This window comes from Vibrio sp. 1249-1 (assembly GCF_033340495.1).
Window position 1 is genome coordinate 235,179 of record NZ_JAWOWJ010000004.1, and the last position, 17,011, is coordinate 252,189.

General features: G+C 44.7%; 18 protein-coding genes. 6 read left to right on the top strand and 12 right to left on the bottom strand.

The features are described from left to right. Positions 1-82: 82 nt before the first annotated feature. Genes cyoE through R7Z50_RS09990 form a run of 4 tightly spaced genes read right to left on the bottom strand, consistent with a single transcriptional unit; the run spans position 83 to position 3,323 of the window. Positions 83-982: a heme o synthase gene (gene cyoE, locus R7Z50_RS09975; protein WP_170893325.1), complete on the bottom strand. Its 900-nt coding sequence runs from the start codon at positions 980-982 to the stop codon at positions 83-85. Beyond that, a complete protein-coding gene (locus tag R7Z50_RS09980) occupies positions 975-1,994 on the bottom strand; it encodes a COX15/CtaA family protein (RefSeq protein WP_136976473.1) in 1,020 nt (339 codons plus the stop codon). The genes cyoE and R7Z50_RS09980 overlap by 8 nt, the downstream gene beginning before the upstream one ends. 11 nt (positions 1,995-2,005) lie before the next feature. Continuing rightward, positions 2,006-2,542: a hypothetical protein gene (locus R7Z50_RS09985; protein ID WP_017635864.1), complete on the bottom strand. Its 537-nt coding sequence runs from the start codon at positions 2,540-2,542 to the stop codon at positions 2,006-2,008. Then, the gene (locus R7Z50_RS09990; RefSeq protein WP_213900050.1) at positions 2,532-3,323 is read right to left on the bottom strand and encodes an SURF1 family protein; all 792 of its coding nucleotides are present in this window, start codon (positions 3,321-3,323) and stop codon (positions 2,532-2,534) included. Before R7Z50_RS09990 ends, R7Z50_RS09985 begins: the two co-directional genes overlap by 11 nt. Here R7Z50_RS09990 and R7Z50_RS09995 point away from each other — a divergent pair. Then, positions 3,322-3,558, top strand: a complete 237-nt coding sequence (locus R7Z50_RS09995) for a DUF2909 domain-containing protein (RefSeq protein ID WP_005375504.1) — start codon at positions 3,322-3,324, stop codon at positions 3,556-3,558. The two genes, R7Z50_RS09990 and R7Z50_RS09995, sit on opposite strands and share 2 nt — an antisense overlap. 24 nt (positions 3,559-3,582) lie before the next feature. Here R7Z50_RS09995 and R7Z50_RS10000 read toward each other — a convergent pair whose 3' ends face one another. Genes R7Z50_RS10000 through coxB form a run of 4 tightly spaced genes read right to left on the bottom strand, consistent with a single transcriptional unit; the run spans position 3,583 to position 7,870 of the window. Then, a complete protein-coding gene (locus R7Z50_RS10000) occupies positions 3,583-4,467 on the bottom strand; it encodes a cytochrome c oxidase subunit 3 (RefSeq protein WP_005385214.1) in 885 nt (294 codons plus the stop codon). A gap of 51 nt (positions 4,468-4,518) precedes the next feature. Next, positions 4,519-5,058: a cytochrome c oxidase assembly protein gene (locus R7Z50_RS10005; RefSeq protein WP_005385211.1), complete on the bottom strand. Its 540-nt coding sequence runs from the start codon at positions 5,056-5,058 to the stop codon at positions 4,519-4,521. 20 nt (positions 5,059-5,078) lie between these two features. Continuing rightward, positions 5,079-6,710 carry a cytochrome c oxidase subunit I gene (gene ctaD, locus R7Z50_RS10010; protein WP_318149052.1) on the bottom strand — a complete coding sequence of 544 codons (1,632 nt, stop codon included), beginning with the start codon at positions 6,708-6,710 and terminating at the stop codon, positions 5,079-5,081. After that, positions 6,707-7,870, bottom strand: coding sequence for a cytochrome c oxidase subunit II (coxB, locus tag R7Z50_RS10015; RefSeq protein WP_318149053.1), 1,164 nt, complete (start codon positions 7,868-7,870; stop codon positions 6,707-6,709). The genes ctaD and coxB overlap by 4 nt, the downstream gene beginning before the upstream one ends. A gap of 330 nt (positions 7,871-8,200) precedes the next feature. On the opposite strand from coxB, the gene R7Z50_RS10020 reads away from it, so the two are divergent. Then, complete coding sequence (locus R7Z50_RS10020; RefSeq protein WP_025768465.1) at positions 8,201-9,895, top strand: phospho-sugar mutase; 1,695 nt, start codon at positions 8,201-8,203, stop codon at positions 9,893-9,895. Between the two features lie 99 nt (positions 9,896-9,994). Here the strand turns inward: R7Z50_RS10020 and R7Z50_RS10025 are convergent, their stop codons facing one another. Next, positions 9,995-10,417, bottom strand: coding sequence for a GNAT family N-acetyltransferase (locus R7Z50_RS10025; protein WP_256900406.1), 423 nt, complete (start codon positions 10,415-10,417; stop codon positions 9,995-9,997). 79 nt (positions 10,418-10,496) lie between these two features. After that, the gene (locus R7Z50_RS10030; RefSeq protein ID WP_005375522.1) at positions 10,497-11,129 is read right to left on the bottom strand and encodes a LysE family translocator; all 633 of its coding nucleotides are present in this window, start codon (positions 11,127-11,129) and stop codon (positions 10,497-10,499) included. A 229-nt stretch (positions 11,130-11,358) separates the two neighbouring features. On the opposite strand from R7Z50_RS10030, the gene R7Z50_RS10035 reads away from it, so the two are divergent. The 3 genes from R7Z50_RS10035 to R7Z50_RS10045 all read left to right on the top strand — a co-directional run bounded on the left by R7Z50_RS10035 (position 11,359) and on the right by R7Z50_RS10045 (position 13,287). Then, positions 11,359-12,186 (top strand): AraC family transcriptional regulator, encoded by an 828-nt coding sequence (locus tag R7Z50_RS10035; RefSeq protein ID WP_005385198.1) that lies wholly within the window; start codon positions 11,359-11,361, stop codon positions 12,184-12,186. Positions 12,187-12,265: 79 nt separating this feature from the next. Further along, entirely contained in the window at positions 12,266-12,976 is a 711-nt protein-coding gene (locus R7Z50_RS10040) for an AzlC family ABC transporter permease (protein WP_213885957.1), read from the top strand. Then, positions 12,976-13,287: an AzlD domain-containing protein gene (locus R7Z50_RS10045; RefSeq protein ID WP_005385193.1), complete on the top strand. Its 312-nt coding sequence runs from the start codon at positions 12,976-12,978 to the stop codon at positions 13,285-13,287. Before R7Z50_RS10040 ends, R7Z50_RS10045 begins: the two co-directional genes overlap by 1 nt. Here R7Z50_RS10045 and R7Z50_RS10050 read toward each other — a convergent pair. Together R7Z50_RS10050 and R7Z50_RS10055 are read right to left on the bottom strand one after the other, a co-directional pair. Beyond that, complete coding sequence (locus R7Z50_RS10050; protein WP_206970806.1) at positions 13,284-13,898, bottom strand: fumarylacetoacetate hydrolase family protein; 615 nt, start codon at positions 13,896-13,898, stop codon at positions 13,284-13,286. The genes R7Z50_RS10045 and R7Z50_RS10050 overlap by 4 nt on opposite strands. A gap of 220 nt (positions 13,899-14,118) precedes the next feature. After that, positions 14,119-15,177 carry a porin gene (locus R7Z50_RS10055; RefSeq protein ID WP_033906817.1) on the bottom strand — a complete coding sequence of 353 codons (1,059 nt, stop codon included), beginning with the start codon at positions 15,175-15,177 and terminating at the stop codon, positions 14,119-14,121. 609 nt (positions 15,178-15,786) lie between these two features. On the opposite strand from R7Z50_RS10055, the gene R7Z50_RS10060 reads away from it, so the two are divergent. Further along, complete coding sequence (locus R7Z50_RS10060; protein ID WP_005375535.1) at positions 15,787-16,758, top strand: porin; 972 nt, start codon at positions 15,787-15,789, stop codon at positions 16,756-16,758. Positions 16,759-17,011: the final 253 nt, after the last annotated feature.

Sequence of the window (17,011 nt, forward strand, 5' to 3'; positions counted from 1 at the left end):
ATCTAGAAAGCTTTGTCTTAAAGCCAAAGTATCAAAACCAAAAACGCCGCGAACCACGCGGCGTTTTCTGCTTTAAGAGAGGTTAAAAACCAATATAGTGATCCGAAAGCAATGCAATGAACAACGCCAAAAGATGATAGATAGAGAATTTAAACGTCTCCATCGCGGTATTTGGCTCTGGTGCATATTTTAGCTTCCATGCTTGGTACATAAAGCCAACATTGAGTAGTAGCGAGGCAAAAAGATACACCACGCCGACCATGCCAACCAAAACCGGTAGAACACAAACCAAAGTCAATAGCACCGTATACAACAGAATAGAAGTTTTGGTGTACTCAATGCCGTGTGTCACTGGCAGCATGGGAATATCTACCTTGCGGTAATCCTCGACACGATGAATAGCGAGAGCCCAAAAATGTGGTGGCGTCCAGATAAAAATGATCATCACGAGCAGCCAAGCATTCGCATGTAATTGCCCTGTTACAGCAGTCCAACCGAGAAGAGGCGGCATCGCACCGGCAATCCCTGCAATGACGATATTTTGGGGCGTAGCACGTTTGAGGTACATTGTGTATACCATCGCATAGCCGAGCAAACTCATCAAAGTCAACCATGCCGTCAGCGGGTTGACCATCGCATATAGAAGTACAAACCCTAAGACACCTAAAACTGTAGCGAAGGCTATCACCGATGATGGCTTAGTCTCACCCGATGGCAATGGTCGTTTGTGTGTGCGTGCCATTTTCGCATCAATTCGGCGGTCAATTAGATGATTAAACGCTGCCGCAGACCCGGCCATCAGACCAATCCCCGTTAGGCCAACTACCGCCTGAAACCAGGGGAAATCATCAACTGGGGCTAAGCTCATCCCTACTACTGCCGTCACCAACATTAACGCCACCACTTTAGGTTTCGTTAACTTCAAATAAACGGAACTTAGTCGCTTTCGCCCATTTAACGACAGCGCGATTTCTTTACTCATAGCGAACTCCTTTCGCGGTGTAATTCCAAGCCGTTTTACCCTGCCACAAGTAAAACTGGCTAACACAAACGAGACTCAACATAACAGCGGCACCAAGGTTGTGCGCCACCGCGACATAAATAGGAAGTTGAAATACTACGTTGCTTACACCCAGCATAATTTGGCACACCAGCGTGAATAACAACCACCCTCCGATTCTCTGTGAATGATGAGAATCTTGCCTCATAAGCCCAATACTATAAGCCAATACCACGGTGGCGGTAACAATAGCGCCTATACGATGAGTGACGTGTATAGTCATTCTTGCCGGATACTCCAAAACACCAAATTCATAATTCTCGAATCCAGTTTGCCAGAAAGAAAACGCTTCTTTCCATGAGAGATGGCTCATCCAGTCTCCCTCACAAATCGGCAGTGTGGTACACATCAGCGCAGCATAATTTGACGAAGTCCATCCTCCAAGGAGCACTTGCACCAAAACAACCAGAAAAACCAACAATGAAAAGCCTCTCAGAGAGCTAGAAGATGGAGAGAAATAGAGATTGTTTTGCGCTTTTAATTGGCAGTAAAAAATCGCCTGTAACGCCAATAAAACAAAACCACCGAGCAAGTGAAGCATCACGATGACGGGCATTAATTTAAGAGTAACTGTCCACATTCCCAAAAGTGCCTGCCCAATCACCAATACGCTTAGCAACATCGGAATGGTTGAATTTACACGCTCAGACCTTACTGATATTGCAGCGATCGCAAAAATGACTAAACCTAACGTTCCTGCAAAATAGCGATGAATCATCTCAAGCCATGCTTTCTCATGCTCTACTGCCCGCTCGGGGAAGTTCAGGTTAGCACGTATGACGTCTTCTTCTTGATGCGGCACAGAAAAGTGCCCATAACAACCAGGCCAGTCCGGGCAACCTAACCCTGCATCTGAAAGGCGAGTATATGCCCCTAACATGATCACCACGAGAGTTAGCAGCAAACTGAATCTAACCAACTGAATTAATTTCATATGCACTTCCTCTAACCGACTCGTGACAGTTTTAAGAGCTTGCGTAAGTCCGCCAACATACCTTTATTCAATAGGACTAAGTCCTCATTTGGTTTCGGCGAGTAAGACATCACCAGCTGCCCAAGAGGATCAACGATCAACATTTGCCCAGGTTTCACTTTTGCGGTAACCAATTCATTCATTTGCATCGCTAACATCGATACTTCCATGGGATCTGAATGCTCAGTCTGCCAAACGACTGGCACTACTCGCTCTTGATACTTACCTAAAGCAACATGGCTTTGCTGAAGCAGGTAAAGCTGCTGTTTACACTGCTCAGTGCATTCGTTAGGCAATACATAAGCGAGTTGCCAACCATGGTCTTTGAGAGGTGACTCTTGACCAAGCTGCTCTAACGTCGTGTATGGTTCGACTAACTCGCCTCTATTGGTCACTCCGCTTTGATACCACCCTTGTGTAAGAATGACTTTTGCAATGACAGCGGGAAGCGCGAACGTACAAACCAGCGCAATCAACATTAGTCGTCCTTTGGTTACTTTAGATGTCATGCTTCACCTCCATGTGACGCAACTTTTTTTGCCAACGAACAAAAACAATTACAGTCAGTAATAAGAAAACACCTGCCATCGAAAACCATTGAATCGAATAGCCAAAATGTTTGGCACTATTGAGTGGCAATGGATTCCAAGGAAAGTCATAGGGCCAACGAGTTAAATTGTCTGGCTGCAAGACTGCGGGCATAAGTTCAATATTCAGTAGCTGATTCAATTGCGCGATGTTTAGGTTTTGCACGCGAATAACATCGCCAACTTCCGGCATTAACTCTGAACTCAGTGGATTAGTAGATTTTCGGTACAGGCGTCCTGTGATGAAAGTCGAATTATCGAGTTTGGTGACCGTTGGTAACACTGAGCGTTCTGCTCTTCCCTCGACAAAACCAAGCTCCAATAACGCATAGGTACTAGGCTCATCGCTCGTCAATACAATCTGAAATGCTAAATATCCCACACTGCCTTGATGCGTTTGGTTGTCTAACAAAATTACGGGAAACGCCTGAGGAACAACATTAACTTCCACTTTTTTCCCGAGGATACTTTCCTCTCGCCAGTCGTTGTCTTCAAGAACGACGCTTAGTGCTTGGTACGCACTATCCGCACGCGCGAGAATGGCTTGTTCCAATGCTTGTTTTTCCTGCCCTCTCTCAAACTGCCAAAAACCCAGTTTGACCAAAAGAGAAAACACAACCACAGTTAAACCAACTGCAACCCAAAACCGTTTCGATAGCCATAATTGTCTTGATAACAACAATGATGAAACCGGAGGTGCCATGTCCACCGTATTTCTATTCAAACTGACGCTTGTCCTTTTGCTGCTTTTCATTATCTTCAACCTCGCAAAAGCGCTTATCGAAATGGTTCGTGAAGACCCAGATAATCCTGAAAAAAGAGACAAACCCATGAGTCATTACTTAGGCCGTCGAGTCATGTTCTCCGCTTTGGTGGTCGTCCTTTTGCTTATTGCGCTCAGCTCGGGTTGGCTAGCACCAAACCCTCGCCCTTATTAGTCGAACCAAGAGTTCACACTGCGCCTAAAGTACGTAAACAAACACAAACAGACATAACCAAACCACATCCACGAAATGCCAATACCAGCTGCCCGCTTGAAAGGCAAAATGGTTCTTTGGCGAAAAGTGATCTTTAGCGATTCTGAACAGCAGCACGATCAAAAAGATAGTCCCAAGACAAACGTGTAAACCGTGGAACCCCGTCAACATGAAGAACGTGTTACCGTAAATACCGGACTGCAACGTGAGCCCTATGTCTTGATAAGCATGAACATACTCAACCGCTTGGTAATATAGGAAAAAGCCAGCAAGTACGATGGTTATCTCTAACCAAACAATCAGTGCCGTTCTTTTGTCTTGTTCAAGGCTTATATGCGCCATATGTAGTGTAATAGACGACAATAGCAGCAAGATAGTATTGGTAAGGGGTATGCCCTGCCACGGCATAGCTTGTGTTGTTTCTCCTCCCGGCGTCAGTGTGAGTGGCCACATCGCTTCGAAGGTTGGCCACAGGACTTCGTTGGTCATGAAGTTATTATCTGCCCCACCTAACCAAGGCACAGAAATCATTCTGGCGTAGAACAAGGCACCAAAAAAGGCACCAAAAAACATCACTTCAGAAAAGATAAACCAGCTCATTCCTTGGCGAAAAGAACGAGTAATTTGCGAGCTGTATTTTCCACTCAGTGATTCAGTAATCACATTACTAAACCAACCAGCCAACATGTAAAGCAAGAACAAGAAGCCCACCGCTAGCACAATGCCACCAATGGTTCCCACTGCACCGTCACTTTGTGTCCCCTGGACGGTCATGCCTGCGCCAACAGCAACCAAAAACAGAGCAAATGCACCGATGATCGGCCAGCTACTTTGAGCGGGAACATAATATGTTCCTGGCTTGTTACTCATAATTTCTCTCCTTACTGACCAACCTTGGTCTGTATCTCTCTCCCTGAGTGGCTAGGAGCCTGTAGGAGGGGGTAGTTTATAGAGTGTGTAAGACAGCGTTAACGTGTGTATAGACTCCGGCAAGTCCGGTTCGATGTAAAAAATCAACGGCATTTGAGCTTGCTGTTTACCATCCAGAGGCTGCTGGTTAAAGCAAAAACACTCAATCTTATTGAAGTAAGCAGCTCCAGTCCCGGGAGAAACAGAAGGAACGGCTTGCCCCACCAACTTCTGCCCGCTTTCATTAAATGCAAGGTATTCGGTTTGTACGACTTCACCTGGGTGAACATCCATCGAAATCACTTTGGGTCTAAACTCCCAAGGCATATCTGGGCTGACATGCGCCATAAACTCCACGCGAACAGTTCTGCTCATGTCCGGTTGCATACCTGTCGGTTGAATGGCGGCTACTTCACTTGTCTTTCCATTGATTCCCAGTGCGTCGCACATCACGTCATAAAGTGGGACCAGTGCATAGCCGAAGCCAAACATTAACAGGGTCGCCAAAAGCAACTTCACTGTGAGCTTCTTGTTTGATGGATTCGGTTTCATGTCACTCACCCCACTCTTTGCTAGTCAATCTTAGGCGGTGTAGTAAACGTATGATGCGGCGCAGGGCTTGGCACTGTCCACTCTAAGCCTTCCGCACGTTCCCACGGTTTTGCAGAAGCCTTCTCCCCGCCACGAATACACTTGATCACCAACCATAAGAAGATCAGTTGTGACAACCCAAATGCAAACCCACCAATTGATACTATTTGATTAACATCAGCAAACTGAATGGCGTAATCCGGTATGCGCCTTGGCATGCCTGCTAAGCCTAGGAAGTGCATTGGGAAAAACAGGACATTGACGGAAATAATTGAGCACCAGAAATGCCATAAACTCAGCTTGTGGTCGTACATATTGCCCGTCCACTTAGGTAGCCAGTAGTATGCTGCTGCCATGATCGAGAATACCGCACCAGATACCAACACATAATGGAAATGGGCAACCACGAAGTAAGTGTCATGATATTGGAAATCCGCCGGCACAATCGCCAACATCAGTCCCGAGAAGCCGCCAATAGTAAAAAGCACAATAAAGGCAATGGCAAACAACATTGGCGTTTCAAATGTCAGAGCTCCACGCCACATGGTGGCAACCCAGTTAAAGACTTTAACCCCCGTTGGTACCGCAATCAGCATAGTGCAATACATAAAGAAGAGCTCAGCAAAAACTGGCATCCCCGTGGTAAACATGTGGTGCGCCCACACAAGGAAAGATAACAATGCAATGCTGCACGTCGCGTAAACCATCGAATGATAACCAAACAGCTTCTTACCACTGAAAGCAGGCAGAATAGCGGAGATGATTCCAAACGACGGTAAAATCATGATGTACACTTCTGGGTGACCAAAGAACCAAAAGATGTGTTGGAACATTACCGGGTCACCACCACCAGCTGCGTCAAAGAAGCTAGTCCCGAAATATTTGTCAGTAAGAACCATGGTCACCGCACCCGCTAGTACCGGCATAACCGCGATCAACAAGAAAGCGGTGATTAGCCAAGTCCAAACAAACATTGGTAACTTGAACCAAGTCATTCCCGGAGCTCGCATATTTACGATCGTCACGATAACGTTGATCGCGCCCATAATGGAGCTGATACCCATGATATGAACAGAGAATACAAACAGCGCAGTGCTATCCGGGCCATAAGTCGTGGACAGCGGAGCATAAAACGTCCAACCAAAATCAGGACCGCCGCCAGGTAAAAACAACGAGCTCAACAAAATAAGAAATGCAAAAGGTAAGATCCAAAAGCTCAAGTTGTTCATGCGCGGCAGCGCCATATCTGGAGCGCCGATCATCATCGGAATCATCCAGTTAGCAAGACCAGTAAATGCTGGCATCACCGCACCAAATACCATCACTAAACCGTGTACCGTGGTCATTTGATTAAAAAACTGCGGATCGACTAGCTGTAGCCCTGGCTGGAACAGTTCGGCACGAATGATCATAGCCATCGCACCTCCTGTTAGAAACATTGCAAAACTAAGCCAAAGGTAGAGGGTGCCTATGTCTTTATGGCTTGTGGAATACAACCAACGAGTGATGCCCTGAGGTGCATGATGCTCGTGACCATCATCAATCGCAATGGTACTGTTCGCACTGGCTTCTGCTGGCGCAGACTTCACTGCCTTATCTATTGGCTTACTCATATTTCCTCCTTAGCACTGTCTTGTGCCTTAAAGGCATTCACATCGGATGCTTGCACTGTATCGCCAGTATCGTTGCCCCATGCATTTCGTTGATATGTGATAACCGCGCCAATTTCTTTGTCACTTAACTGATTAGAAAAAGCCTGCATTGCGGTGCCCGGGCGACCGTTGACAATAATATCTATGTGCTCTGTAACGTCTCCGGTTGCAATAGGACTGCCTTTAATCGCGGGAAATGCACCCGGAATCCCCTCACCATTTGCCTGATGACACACAGCGCAACGCGCCGTGTATATCGATTCGCCTTGCGACATCAATTCGTCCATAGATAGGTCTTGAGAGAGCGCTTCTTGTGCCGCCGCTTTTTGAAGTGCGAGTTCTTCCTTCTTACTCGCTAGCCATTCATCGAACTTTTCTTCTTCCATCGCATGCACCACCACTGGCATAAATCCGTGTGCACGACCACATAGCTCCGCACATTGGCCGCGATATACGCCTGGCTCATCAATTCTTGTCCATGCTTCATTAATAAAACCTGGAATGGTGTCTTTCTTGACGGCAAAGTCCGGTACCCACCAAGAGTGAATGACATCATCAGAAGTCATCAAAAAACGCACTTTGCGATTCACAGGCAACACCAAAGGGTTGTCTACTTCCAGTAAGTAATATGCGCCTTTAGCTTCGATTCCATCAATTTGTTTTTGGCTGGTGGCAAGCAAACTAAAAAACTCAACATCTTCGCCAAAATAGCTGTAATGCCATTTCCATTGCGAGCCTGTGATCTTGACCGTGATATCCGATTGGCTTGTGTCTTCCATTGCGACTAAAGTTTTCGTTGCGGGAATCGCCATAGCGACAAGAATGATGATGGGTATGACCGTCCAAATAATTTCCACTTTTGTACTTTCATGGAAATGTGCGGCAACTGCTCCTTTTGACTTGCGATGACGGAAGATGGAATAGAACATCACACCAAAAACAATCAAAGCAATTACACAGCAGATATAGAAAATCAGCATATGTAATTCATACACTTGCCCACTTATCTCTGTGACCCCTTTTGTCATGTTGTAGTCATTTTCCTTTGACCAACCAAAAGAGGAAAATGTGATTAAAATCACATTCAGTGATAAGGCTAGAGTAGTCGTTAATCTTTTCAAAAGATCTCTCCTCTGCTCAGCCGCTACGCCTACGCGAGCTTCCTTGCGTCCCGATGCAAATATCGAACAACTTTACGAAAAATCACAAAAACTACGATTTCGACACGGTTTGTTATATTTATGTTAAAAGGCTAGTTATAGTTCCAAGGTTCTTCAAGAAATTAAATATGATTAAATTTTGTTCGGATAAGAAAAATTAATTCGGTTTATCGATTGCCCTCTTTGAAATGTAATTGAGAACCATTTACATTGATTTAAAAGAAAACATTGAGATACTTACCAAACGAAGTGTCCAAGAAAGTAGGCTCCCCCTACTAAGGAATGACTGATATGACAGCACTAATTACGCAATGGCTAGAACGAGACCCTGACCCTAAGACTCGTGAAGAGCTACAACACCTCGTCGATACGAACAATGAACAAGAACTTACTGATCGCTTTGGCTCACGCCTTGCCTTTGGTACTGCAGGCTTACGTGGCAAAGTGGGCGCAGGTCCAAACCGAATGAACCGCTTGGTGATTCAAGAGACCGCCACTGGTTTAGGGAACTATTTGCTTGAGCAAGTCAAAGATGCCGCGAGTCGTGGTGTCGTTATTGGCTACGACGGTCGTCCCGATTCAAAGCAATTCGCGCATGATACCGCATCCGTACTGACGGCCCTTGGTATCAAGGTTTACCTAACGTATGACGTTGCAGCAACCCCAATTGTCGCGTTTGGTGTCCGTACATTGAATGCGGCGGCCGCTGTTGTTGTTACTGCCAGTCACAATCCACCAGAATACAATGGCTTTAAAGTATATTGGGAGAATGGCGCACAGATTATTCCTCCGCACGACTCTGGAATCGCAGCGAAAATTGATGACGCAACAACGAAGCCATTACCTTTAATGTCTCTCGATGATGCAAAACAGCACGGTTTGTTAGTTTGGTTGGAAGACGACTACTACCAAACTTACCGTAAGACAATGAACGAAAACGCGCTGCTTACTCCTGACAACAATACCGATATATCTATTGCTTACACAGCAATGCATGGCGTTGGCGCGAATATGGCGGAAACGCTACTTGCCGACGCAGGCTTCCAAAAAGTGGCAAGTGTTAAGGAACAGCGCGAACCTGATGGAAGCTTCCCAACCGTCAACTTCCCAAACCCTGAAGAAGCCGGTGCAATGGATATGGTGATGGCATTAGGTAAGTCCGTAGATGCCGATATCGCTTGCGCGAACGATCCAGATGCAGACCGTTTTGCCGTGGCAGTTAAACGCCCAGATGGCGAGTATCAAATGCTAACAGGTGATCAGGTGGGCTCACTGTTTGGCGATTACTTGCTGGAACAGCAACCTAACGCTTTGGTTGGCAACACCATCGTATCCTCAAGAATGCTGAGCAGCATCGCTAAGGCGCATGGCGCACAATACTATCAAACATTAACTGGCTTTAAATGGCTTACTAACGTTGCCATGGAACAAGAGACTGAAACCAACCCATTCTTGTTTGCTTATGAGGAAGCGCTCGGTTATACCGTGGGTAACAAGGTGTGGGATAAAGATGGTTTATCTGCAATCGTCGCGTTTTCACAGCTAACAGGCAAGCTTAAAGCGCAAGGCAAAACACTGTGGGATAAACTGGAAGAGCTGTACCGCGAGCACGGTTTCTACTTCAACGCACAACGCAGCATCGCTCTCGACCCGAACTCTCCACCAATCGGCGACAAACTCCGAGCAAATCCACCAACAGAGATTGCTGGTAAAAAAGTTGCAGTAACCGAAGATCTTAAAACATCGGTTCGCATGTTTGACGACGGCTCTGAAGAATCCATTGACTTACCAGCAAGTGACGTATTGATTTATCACCTAGAAGATCAATCTCGCGTGATTGTTCGTCCTTCTGGTACTGAGCCAAAACTAAAATGTTACTACGAAGTCATCAACCTCTTCCCTGCGGATATGAGCTATGAACAAGCACAGCAAGCAGCAGAAGCGAAGATGAACGAACTTATCGACGCGCACCAGCAAAGTTTGTAAGTCAAAGAGAAACATAGATATTTGATACAACAAGAGGCGCAAATTCGCGCCTCATTTTTTGATTTTAACGAGAACAAGTCAAGCTAACCCGTGCTTTCCCTAGCCTACAATTTCCTTTTGTAGAAAGTACTTGTGGATGCCCTCTGCAGGATAGCCTGAGTACTGCCCCACTTTCTCAAAACCCAATTTGAGATAGAACTCAAGAGCTTGAAAGCTGTAGGTATCCAAATAAACATGGGTAACCCCATGAGGCTTTACTTTTTGTTCTAGCATCGACATTAATTGGCTACCGAGACCAGAGGTTCGACTTTCAGCGTCTACCCACAAAAACTCAACAAATACCGTATTTTTAAACATTTCGCCAGTCAAGCCACCCATGATCTTGCCATTCTCATCTTTTGCGAAACAGCCTACAGCATGCACTTCCCCTCCAGGTAAATGCAGTCGGTTATAAGATCGAATACCTTCACGAACAAAATCAAGGTCTGTTTGATCTGGATTTAAACAAAATTCAAGCTTCATATATCCTCTCCTTAGGAAACACCAATATCCTAAAACAAAAAGCCAGCAATTGCTGGCTTTCTGATGGAATATGATAACTTTACAAGGCGAAACTACTCAGCATCCACAACGCCAGAATAACAAACACTAACCCCATTAGTTTATGTTGATACGTGCGGAATTTTTCGTTCTCGAGCAGCCCTTTGCCCAATGTGCCTGCTAACCCAACAAGTAATAAATTGAATGACAAGCCAAGAACGTTCAACAATAACCCTAGCGCTAGCATCTGCTCACCAGAAGATGCCGTGATATTGCTTGAGACAAACTGCGGCAAAAACATCACAAAAAAGACCAAGGCTTTAGGGTTGAGCAAATTACTCATCAAAGCACGTTGATAATAAGTTGATGCCATTTTGTTTTGACCATCAAGCTCTGGAGCCGAAGATGCCTCAGCTCGTAAGCAGTCCCAACCCATTTTTAACAAGTAAGCGCCACCTAGTAGATGAAGGACTTTAAGGGCTATTGGGCTCATGGCAATCAGGGTAGATACACCCATTGCTGCAAGCAAAGTAAGAATAACACCAGACGTCGCATTGCCTAAGCTAGCAAACAGACCGACCTTCTTACCGTAACTCATACTAGAGCTCGCTATCAGCAACATATCGGGCCCTGGTAACAGCAACAAAGCCACTACTGCGGTGAGATAAACAGGAAGTACAGATAAATCAATCATGATGGAACCGCTTTTCTACAACAAGGCGGCGAATGTTATACCAACAAAATGACATCATCCAGCCCAAAATAGCCAAGATAATTCAAAAAATAAAAATCATAGTTTGCCCATATGAAAAATAGCAATCAATTCGCCTATTTATCAAAATCGAATAGCAATTTTGTACAAAAATAAGCACGATGGATCCGTTACACTTCTAAAATGATTTTCTTGAGCAGACCGGATAAAGATGAAAGAAAAGAATAAGGAAATCGCTACCTTCAAGATAGCTCAAGAGCTCGGAGGTTTAGAGCTTCTCGATGCAAAGTATGAGAAGCAGAATTTTTCACGCCATAGCCACGAAGGTTACACTATTGGTGTCATCGAAAAAGGGGCACAACAATTTTTTAGGACGGGCGGGAATCATATCGCGCCACAGGACAGCATCATCCTTGTTAATGCAGATGAAGTACACAACGGGCATTCAGCCTCGGAAGGCGGCTGGGAATACAAAGCAATGTACCCCGTACCTCAGCAGTTTCAAACTTTAGGACAAGAGCTTGGCTCACCAAATGTAGCTCTGCCCTATTTCCCTCAACCTGTGGTTTACGATCCTGAACTGGCTAGTCAGTTACGATTGGTATTTGAAACACTAGAAAAATCAGACAACCGTTTATTGAGAGAAACTTTGGTTTACGGCACGTTGATCAAGCTAGCCAGTAAACACAGCACTCATCGGGCACCACTGAAAGAGTCAACCAGAGCTCAGCGACAAGTGCAGCTCGTCAGAGAATTTTTGGAAGACTTTCCACAAACGGACGTCTCACTAGAAGAACTCGCGAAACTGTCTGGATTAAGCCCTTTTCATCTGCTGAGAGAGTTTCAAAAGCAATTTGGCTTTCCGCCTCATGCCTATCAAATTCAGCAACGTTTACGTATGGCGAAGAAGCTACTAAAAATGGGACAAAAAATTTCAGACGTGGCACAAGAATGCGGCTTCCATGATCAAAGCCATCTGCATCGACACTTTAAAAAAGCCATGGGCGTCACTCCAGGCCAATACGTCCGTCATAGCTAAAGCAGCAATATTGTACAAGGCGTTATGCGACTACCGAGCTATCTTGGTAATCTGATTTAGGAATAAATAAGAAGAAACTATGGACCACACTTTGCCGTTACAAAAAGAATCAAAAGCCACGCTATTTTGGCAAGGTACACTTGCGATGATGCCTCTGAGTATCGCAGTGCTCCCTTGGGGCTTACTCGCAGGCTCATTCGCAATTGATACTGGGCTTCACCCTTTGGAAGGGCAAGCACTATCCGCCATTTTGTTCGCAGGTTCTGCACAGCTCGTCGCGATGGGAATGATTAAAACGGGAGCAGGTCTAGTGACCATGTTACTGACAACGCTTTTTATCACCTCTCGACACTTCCTCTACAGTGTATCGATGCGCAGTAAAATTGCACCGCTCCCTCTAAAATGGCGATTATCACTCGGCTTCTTACTTACTGACGAGCTGTTTGCGATTGTAGGCCACCATTCCGATAAACAGTTTAATCGCTGGTATGCACTTGGGGCTGGTCTGAGTTTTTACCTGTTTTGGAATGTCGCGACATTGACGGGCATTATTGCGGGAAGTCTAATCCCTGAACTGAACGAAATGGGTTTGGAATTTGCTGTAGCCGCAACTTTTATCGCGATAGTAGTACCCACCATTAAAAATGCAGCAGTGCTCGCGAGTGTTATTGTGGCTTTGGTGAGCTCAGTTGCCCTAACCTATTATCAAATTGAGGGAAGTTTGATGATTTCAAGCATTTTAGCCATGCTTACTGGTTACTTTGTGGAACAAGTAAAGGAGAAACGCTAATGATCATGTTGGCTATTTTGCTGATGACGGTACTTGTTTTCACCAGCCGCTACTTGTTTTTAGAACCCAAGCTACCATTGCGATTAGGGACGCGCACTCAAAAAGTACTCAATTACGCTAGCCCCGCAGTACTGACTGCGATCTGGGCACCTATCGTTTTCATTCCCGATGGGGAGCTCAGCGTCAATGTGCAAAACCCATTTTTACTGGCTGCCGTACTGGCTGCTTTAATCGCGTATTTTACTAAAAATGTTCTTTTAACGACGGTTATCAGTATGGTGGTATTTCTCGTTCTACGAATTTGGCTTTAATCCGCCAACCACTCAATCTCCAACAAGGTGACATCGCCACACTTTAATCGACCAAGGAAGATGTCACCTTCATGTACCTCACCAACGCCCTTTGGTGTACCAGTCATCACTACATCGCCATCTTGAAGTGTTGTGTAACTGGTTAATTCATCCAGGATAGTTAGCGGCGGGTAGAGCATTTGGTTAACGTGACCTTTTTGTACACGAATACAGTTAATTAAGAGCTCAAGGTTAAGATCGTTGATATCAATGTTATCCAAAGAGACAAACCGACTAAACACAGCAGAGCCATCAAATGCCTTAGCACGCTCCCACGGCAACCCCTGATTTTTAAGCGAGGATTGCAAACCACGCTTGGTCAGATCCAATCCCAAACCAACCGCTGAATAACGTCCATCCTTGATCAAAAAGCAGATTTCAGCCTCATAATGAAGGGGCTCTTGATGGAATGAACGCAGAGTTGTTGATACGGAAGTTGCGGGTTTATTAAATACCACCATTTGCTCAGGCATTGCATTATTAAGCTCATGAATATGTTCAACGTAATTTCGTCCAACACAAAGCACTTTACCCACTTCTACTTTCTTTTCTTCAACTTGAATAACACTCATCATTCTTCCCTGCAAAACAAAAATCCCATCATAATCTAACCTATTGACTTAACGACACTAAATAGCAACCTCTAGTGTAAAAAATAAGACATTCACCCCGTTTTGAGTTTTGTATCATCTAATTGAAACAGCAAAGTATTTGTAAAACAAATAGACAAAAAAGCCAGCACGAGGCTGGCTTTAGATCAATGAGCTGAATAATAGTTCTCGCTAAATCCTATTATAGGTAGTAACGAGCACCTAACGCCCATTTGTCATCAGTTTCACGACCATTGTCGTCATTTAGGTCAAACTGGTAACCCGCGTAACCAACAAATTTAGGCGTGAAGTTGTATTCTGCTTGTAGTGCCATTTCTTCACGAGCAGTTTCTGTTTTAGAGCTCTTAAACTCTTTACCTTCCACCATCTCATAGTTAACACTCAAGTTTAGGCTGTTTGCTAGAGCGTATGCGATGATCGCTTCGTACGCATCACTTTCTTCTAAACGGTCGCCTTTTGCACTGAAGTTCATGTTTTCGTTTGAACCATAAACCGCAGCAAGGAATAGGCCTTGGCCGTACGCACCGTAAGATGCTGATACAACGTGTGATTCCGCCGTGTGCTTACCTGCATATGCAGGGTGCTGGAAATCGCCGCCATTGTAAGAGTAACCGATTTTAGCGCCCATGATTGAGTAAGAAAGCGCAGCTTGCACACGGTCATCGTATTTAGCACCGCCAGTTATAACTCCAGCATCGTTGCGCGTGTAATCATCGTTTGCACCCTGCCAACCAAGACCAAAGTTGATCACACCAGCTTCACCCAGCTCGATGGCATTACGGTAAGAAAGCATTTTATCCGCACGGCCAGTACCAAGGCTTCCATGATCGTCATAGATGAAGTCGTTGGCAAACGCGATTGGCATATCTGCAATACCTGCGACATCGTAGTAAGGTGACCATTGCGTACCACCTACTGCACGACCATAAACCTCATGCGTTATACCTAAGTAACCTAGACGAGTTTTAAACGACTCTTCACCACCGTCTAAGTAGTTTAGCGCCCATTCACCACGTGCGTCTGCGGTGAAGCCATTACCCAAATCCTGTGTCGCAGAGATATTGATACGAGGAGAGTTAGTACCCACATCCGTGTCACCTTGCTCTGATCCATTTAAATTAACAGAAACGTGGCCGCCCATCGAAAATGTTGTGCCATCGTTATTATATAGTTCCACTGCAACTGCTTGAGTACCGAAAGTTGCTGCCGCGATTGCCGCTGCTAATAATTTTTTATTCATTTCTAAATCCATTACTTATTAGTTGGTTAGTCAGTTTTAGACCCGGCTTTGGTTCACTTTCGTAAAAACGAAATGATGAACAAAGAGAGGAATACAAAGGCTATCCGAGGCATCGTTTCCACCAGATTAGTTTTACCTTTGTGTAACAACTGCCAACACTTTATTTGATTAGTTCCTGACAACCGAGTGAAAAGATCTCAGACAAAACCTAAAAAGCAATCGTTTACTTAGCCTTCAAGAAATCGAGAAATAAAAACCTTACAATAAGAAATGCTTTAGAGAGAGTTAGCTCACAAATAGCTGATGATTCGCTATTTTTAGGCCAAACTTCCCTGCCAAATTGAAATGTTTACTTACATTTAGGGTCAAGAAACAATTCAGGAACTTTTTGAAAAAAACACAGTCTTCAACGGAGAGGAAAAAACCTCAAAAAAGATAAACCTTTCTTTTTATAAGTGGTATGAGAAGGGGCACTTATTCTCGCCAGCAATAAAAGTGCAATCAAATCATAACTTAACAGAAATCTATCTTTCATTTTCAGCCTTTACCTTAGCGTCATCAACACATCGGGCAAGAAAGCCCATCGATTACAACTAGGGTAATAAGAAAATGAAAAAGGCAGCACTAACTACTGCAATTCTTACAGCATTGGTATCAGCACCATCATTCGCAGCAACTGTATACAAAAACGACGGTACTGAATTAAAAGTTGGCGGCCGCGTTGAGTTTCGTGGTGACTTCATCGGTTCAGACGGTGCTGAAGTTGAAGGTTCTATGGAAGATAAAAGCCGTGCTCGTCTTAACCTAAAAGGTAAAACAGACATCGGCAACGGCCTTTCTGCTTTCGGTGTTTACGAAGCCGAACAAAAAACGGGCAAGAGTGAATTCAAAAACCGCTACATGTATGCAGGCGTCGACTCTGATATCGGTGCTTTCTCTGTAGGTCGTCAAGACATGGCTGCAGTCATCATCTCTGACATGACGGATATCACTGAATTCTCTGGTGTTCAGCAAGTTATTGATTCGTCGTCTGATAAGCAAGACAGCGTTTTCGCATACCGTGGTGCGTTTGATGCACTACAACTTCAAGCAACCTACCAAGCAAACTCTAGCGATAACGAAGATAAATACGGCATCTCTGGAATGTACTCACTACCAATGGGCCTCGACTTTGGTCTTGCATACTCTGGTGGCGATGTAGATAAAGATAACTCTGAAGATCAAATTCTAGGTGGTATCGCTTACTCGATGGACAACCTTTACCTAGCAGGTACTTATTCTCAAGGTTCCCTGACTGACTCTGAAGACTTTACGGCTTACGAGCTAGTCGCAAGCTACAAAGTAGCAAGCAAAGTGACACTTGCAGCTCTATACACAGCTCAAGAGAATGATCCAGACAACGGTTCAAAGTACGACACCGTTGAAGGTATCGAGCTTGTTGGTTACTACAAACTAAACAGCAACTTCCGTACTTACCTGTCTTACTACATCAACCAACTTGATGAAGCAAAAGATGCAACAACAGGTCTAGTAACAGAAGGCGAAGATACACTGCGCCTAGGCGTACGTTACGATTTCTAATTCACTCTTGTCCTAAGAGCGAGTCCACTTGGCCAGCACCTTTGCTGGCCATTTTTTATTTAACCCAACACAACTCGATAAGTTTTCACACTATCCAAGCATCGCTCAGCAATGAAAGACGAGCGTAACGACGCCTACTTCTGCCCTCTTTTAATGCGATTGATCACTAAGTTAGTGCATTTCATCTAATCGACAACATAGAAAAACCAAAAAACCATTTAAAATCAAATATATAAAAGTTGGCACGTGTTCT

Coding starts and splice junctions, on each gene's coding strand:
- R7Z50_RS10020 (WP_025768465.1), top strand. CDS start 8,201: ATGACAGCACTAATTACGCAATGGCTAGAACGAGACCCTGACCCTAAG.
- R7Z50_RS10005 (WP_005385211.1), bottom strand. CDS start 5,058: ATGAAACCGAATCCATCAAACAAGAAGCTCACAGTGAAGTTGCTTTTG.
- cyoE (WP_170893325.1), bottom strand. CDS start 982: ATGAGTAAAGAAATCGCGCTGTCGTTAAATGGGCGAAAGCGACTAAGT.
- R7Z50_RS09980 (WP_136976473.1), bottom strand. CDS start 1,994: ATGAAATTAATTCAGTTGGTTAGATTCAGTTTGCTGCTAACTCTCGTG.
- R7Z50_RS10030 (WP_005375522.1), bottom strand. CDS start 11,129: ATGATTGATTTATCTGTACTTCCTGTTTATCTCACCGCAGTAGTGGCT.
- R7Z50_RS10050 (WP_206970806.1), bottom strand. CDS start 13,898: ATGAGTGTTATTCAAGTTGAAGAAAAGAAAGTAGAAGTGGGTAAAGTG.
- R7Z50_RS10055 (WP_033906817.1), bottom strand. CDS start 15,177: ATGAATAAAAAATTATTAGCAGCGGCAATCGCGGCAGCAACTTTCGGT.
- R7Z50_RS09990 (WP_213900050.1), bottom strand. CDS start 3,323: ATGGCACCTCCGGTTTCATCATTGTTGTTATCAAGACAATTATGGCTA.
- R7Z50_RS10035 (WP_005385198.1), top strand. CDS start 11,359: ATGAAAGAAAAGAATAAGGAAATCGCTACCTTCAAGATAGCTCAAGAG.
- R7Z50_RS10000 (WP_005385214.1), bottom strand. CDS start 4,467: ATGAGTAACAAGCCAGGAACATATTATGTTCCCGCTCAAAGTAGCTGG.
- R7Z50_RS10060 (WP_005375535.1), top strand. CDS start 15,787: ATGAAAAAGGCAGCACTAACTACTGCAATTCTTACAGCATTGGTATCA.
- R7Z50_RS10040 (WP_213885957.1), top strand. CDS start 12,266: ATGGACCACACTTTGCCGTTACAAAAAGAATCAAAAGCCACGCTATTT.
- R7Z50_RS09995 (WP_005375504.1), top strand. CDS start 3,322: ATGTCCACCGTATTTCTATTCAAACTGACGCTTGTCCTTTTGCTGCTT.
- ctaD (WP_318149052.1), bottom strand. CDS start 6,710: ATGAGTAAGCCAATAGATAAGGCAGTGAAGTCTGCGCCAGCAGAAGCC.
- R7Z50_RS10025 (WP_256900406.1), bottom strand. CDS start 10,417: ATGAAGCTTGAATTTTGTTTAAATCCAGATCAAACAGACCTTGATTTT.
- R7Z50_RS10045 (WP_005385193.1), top strand. CDS start 12,976: ATGATCATGTTGGCTATTTTGCTGATGACGGTACTTGTTTTCACCAGC.
- R7Z50_RS09985 (WP_017635864.1), bottom strand. CDS start 2,542: ATGACATCTAAAGTAACCAAAGGACGACTAATGTTGATTGCGCTGGTT.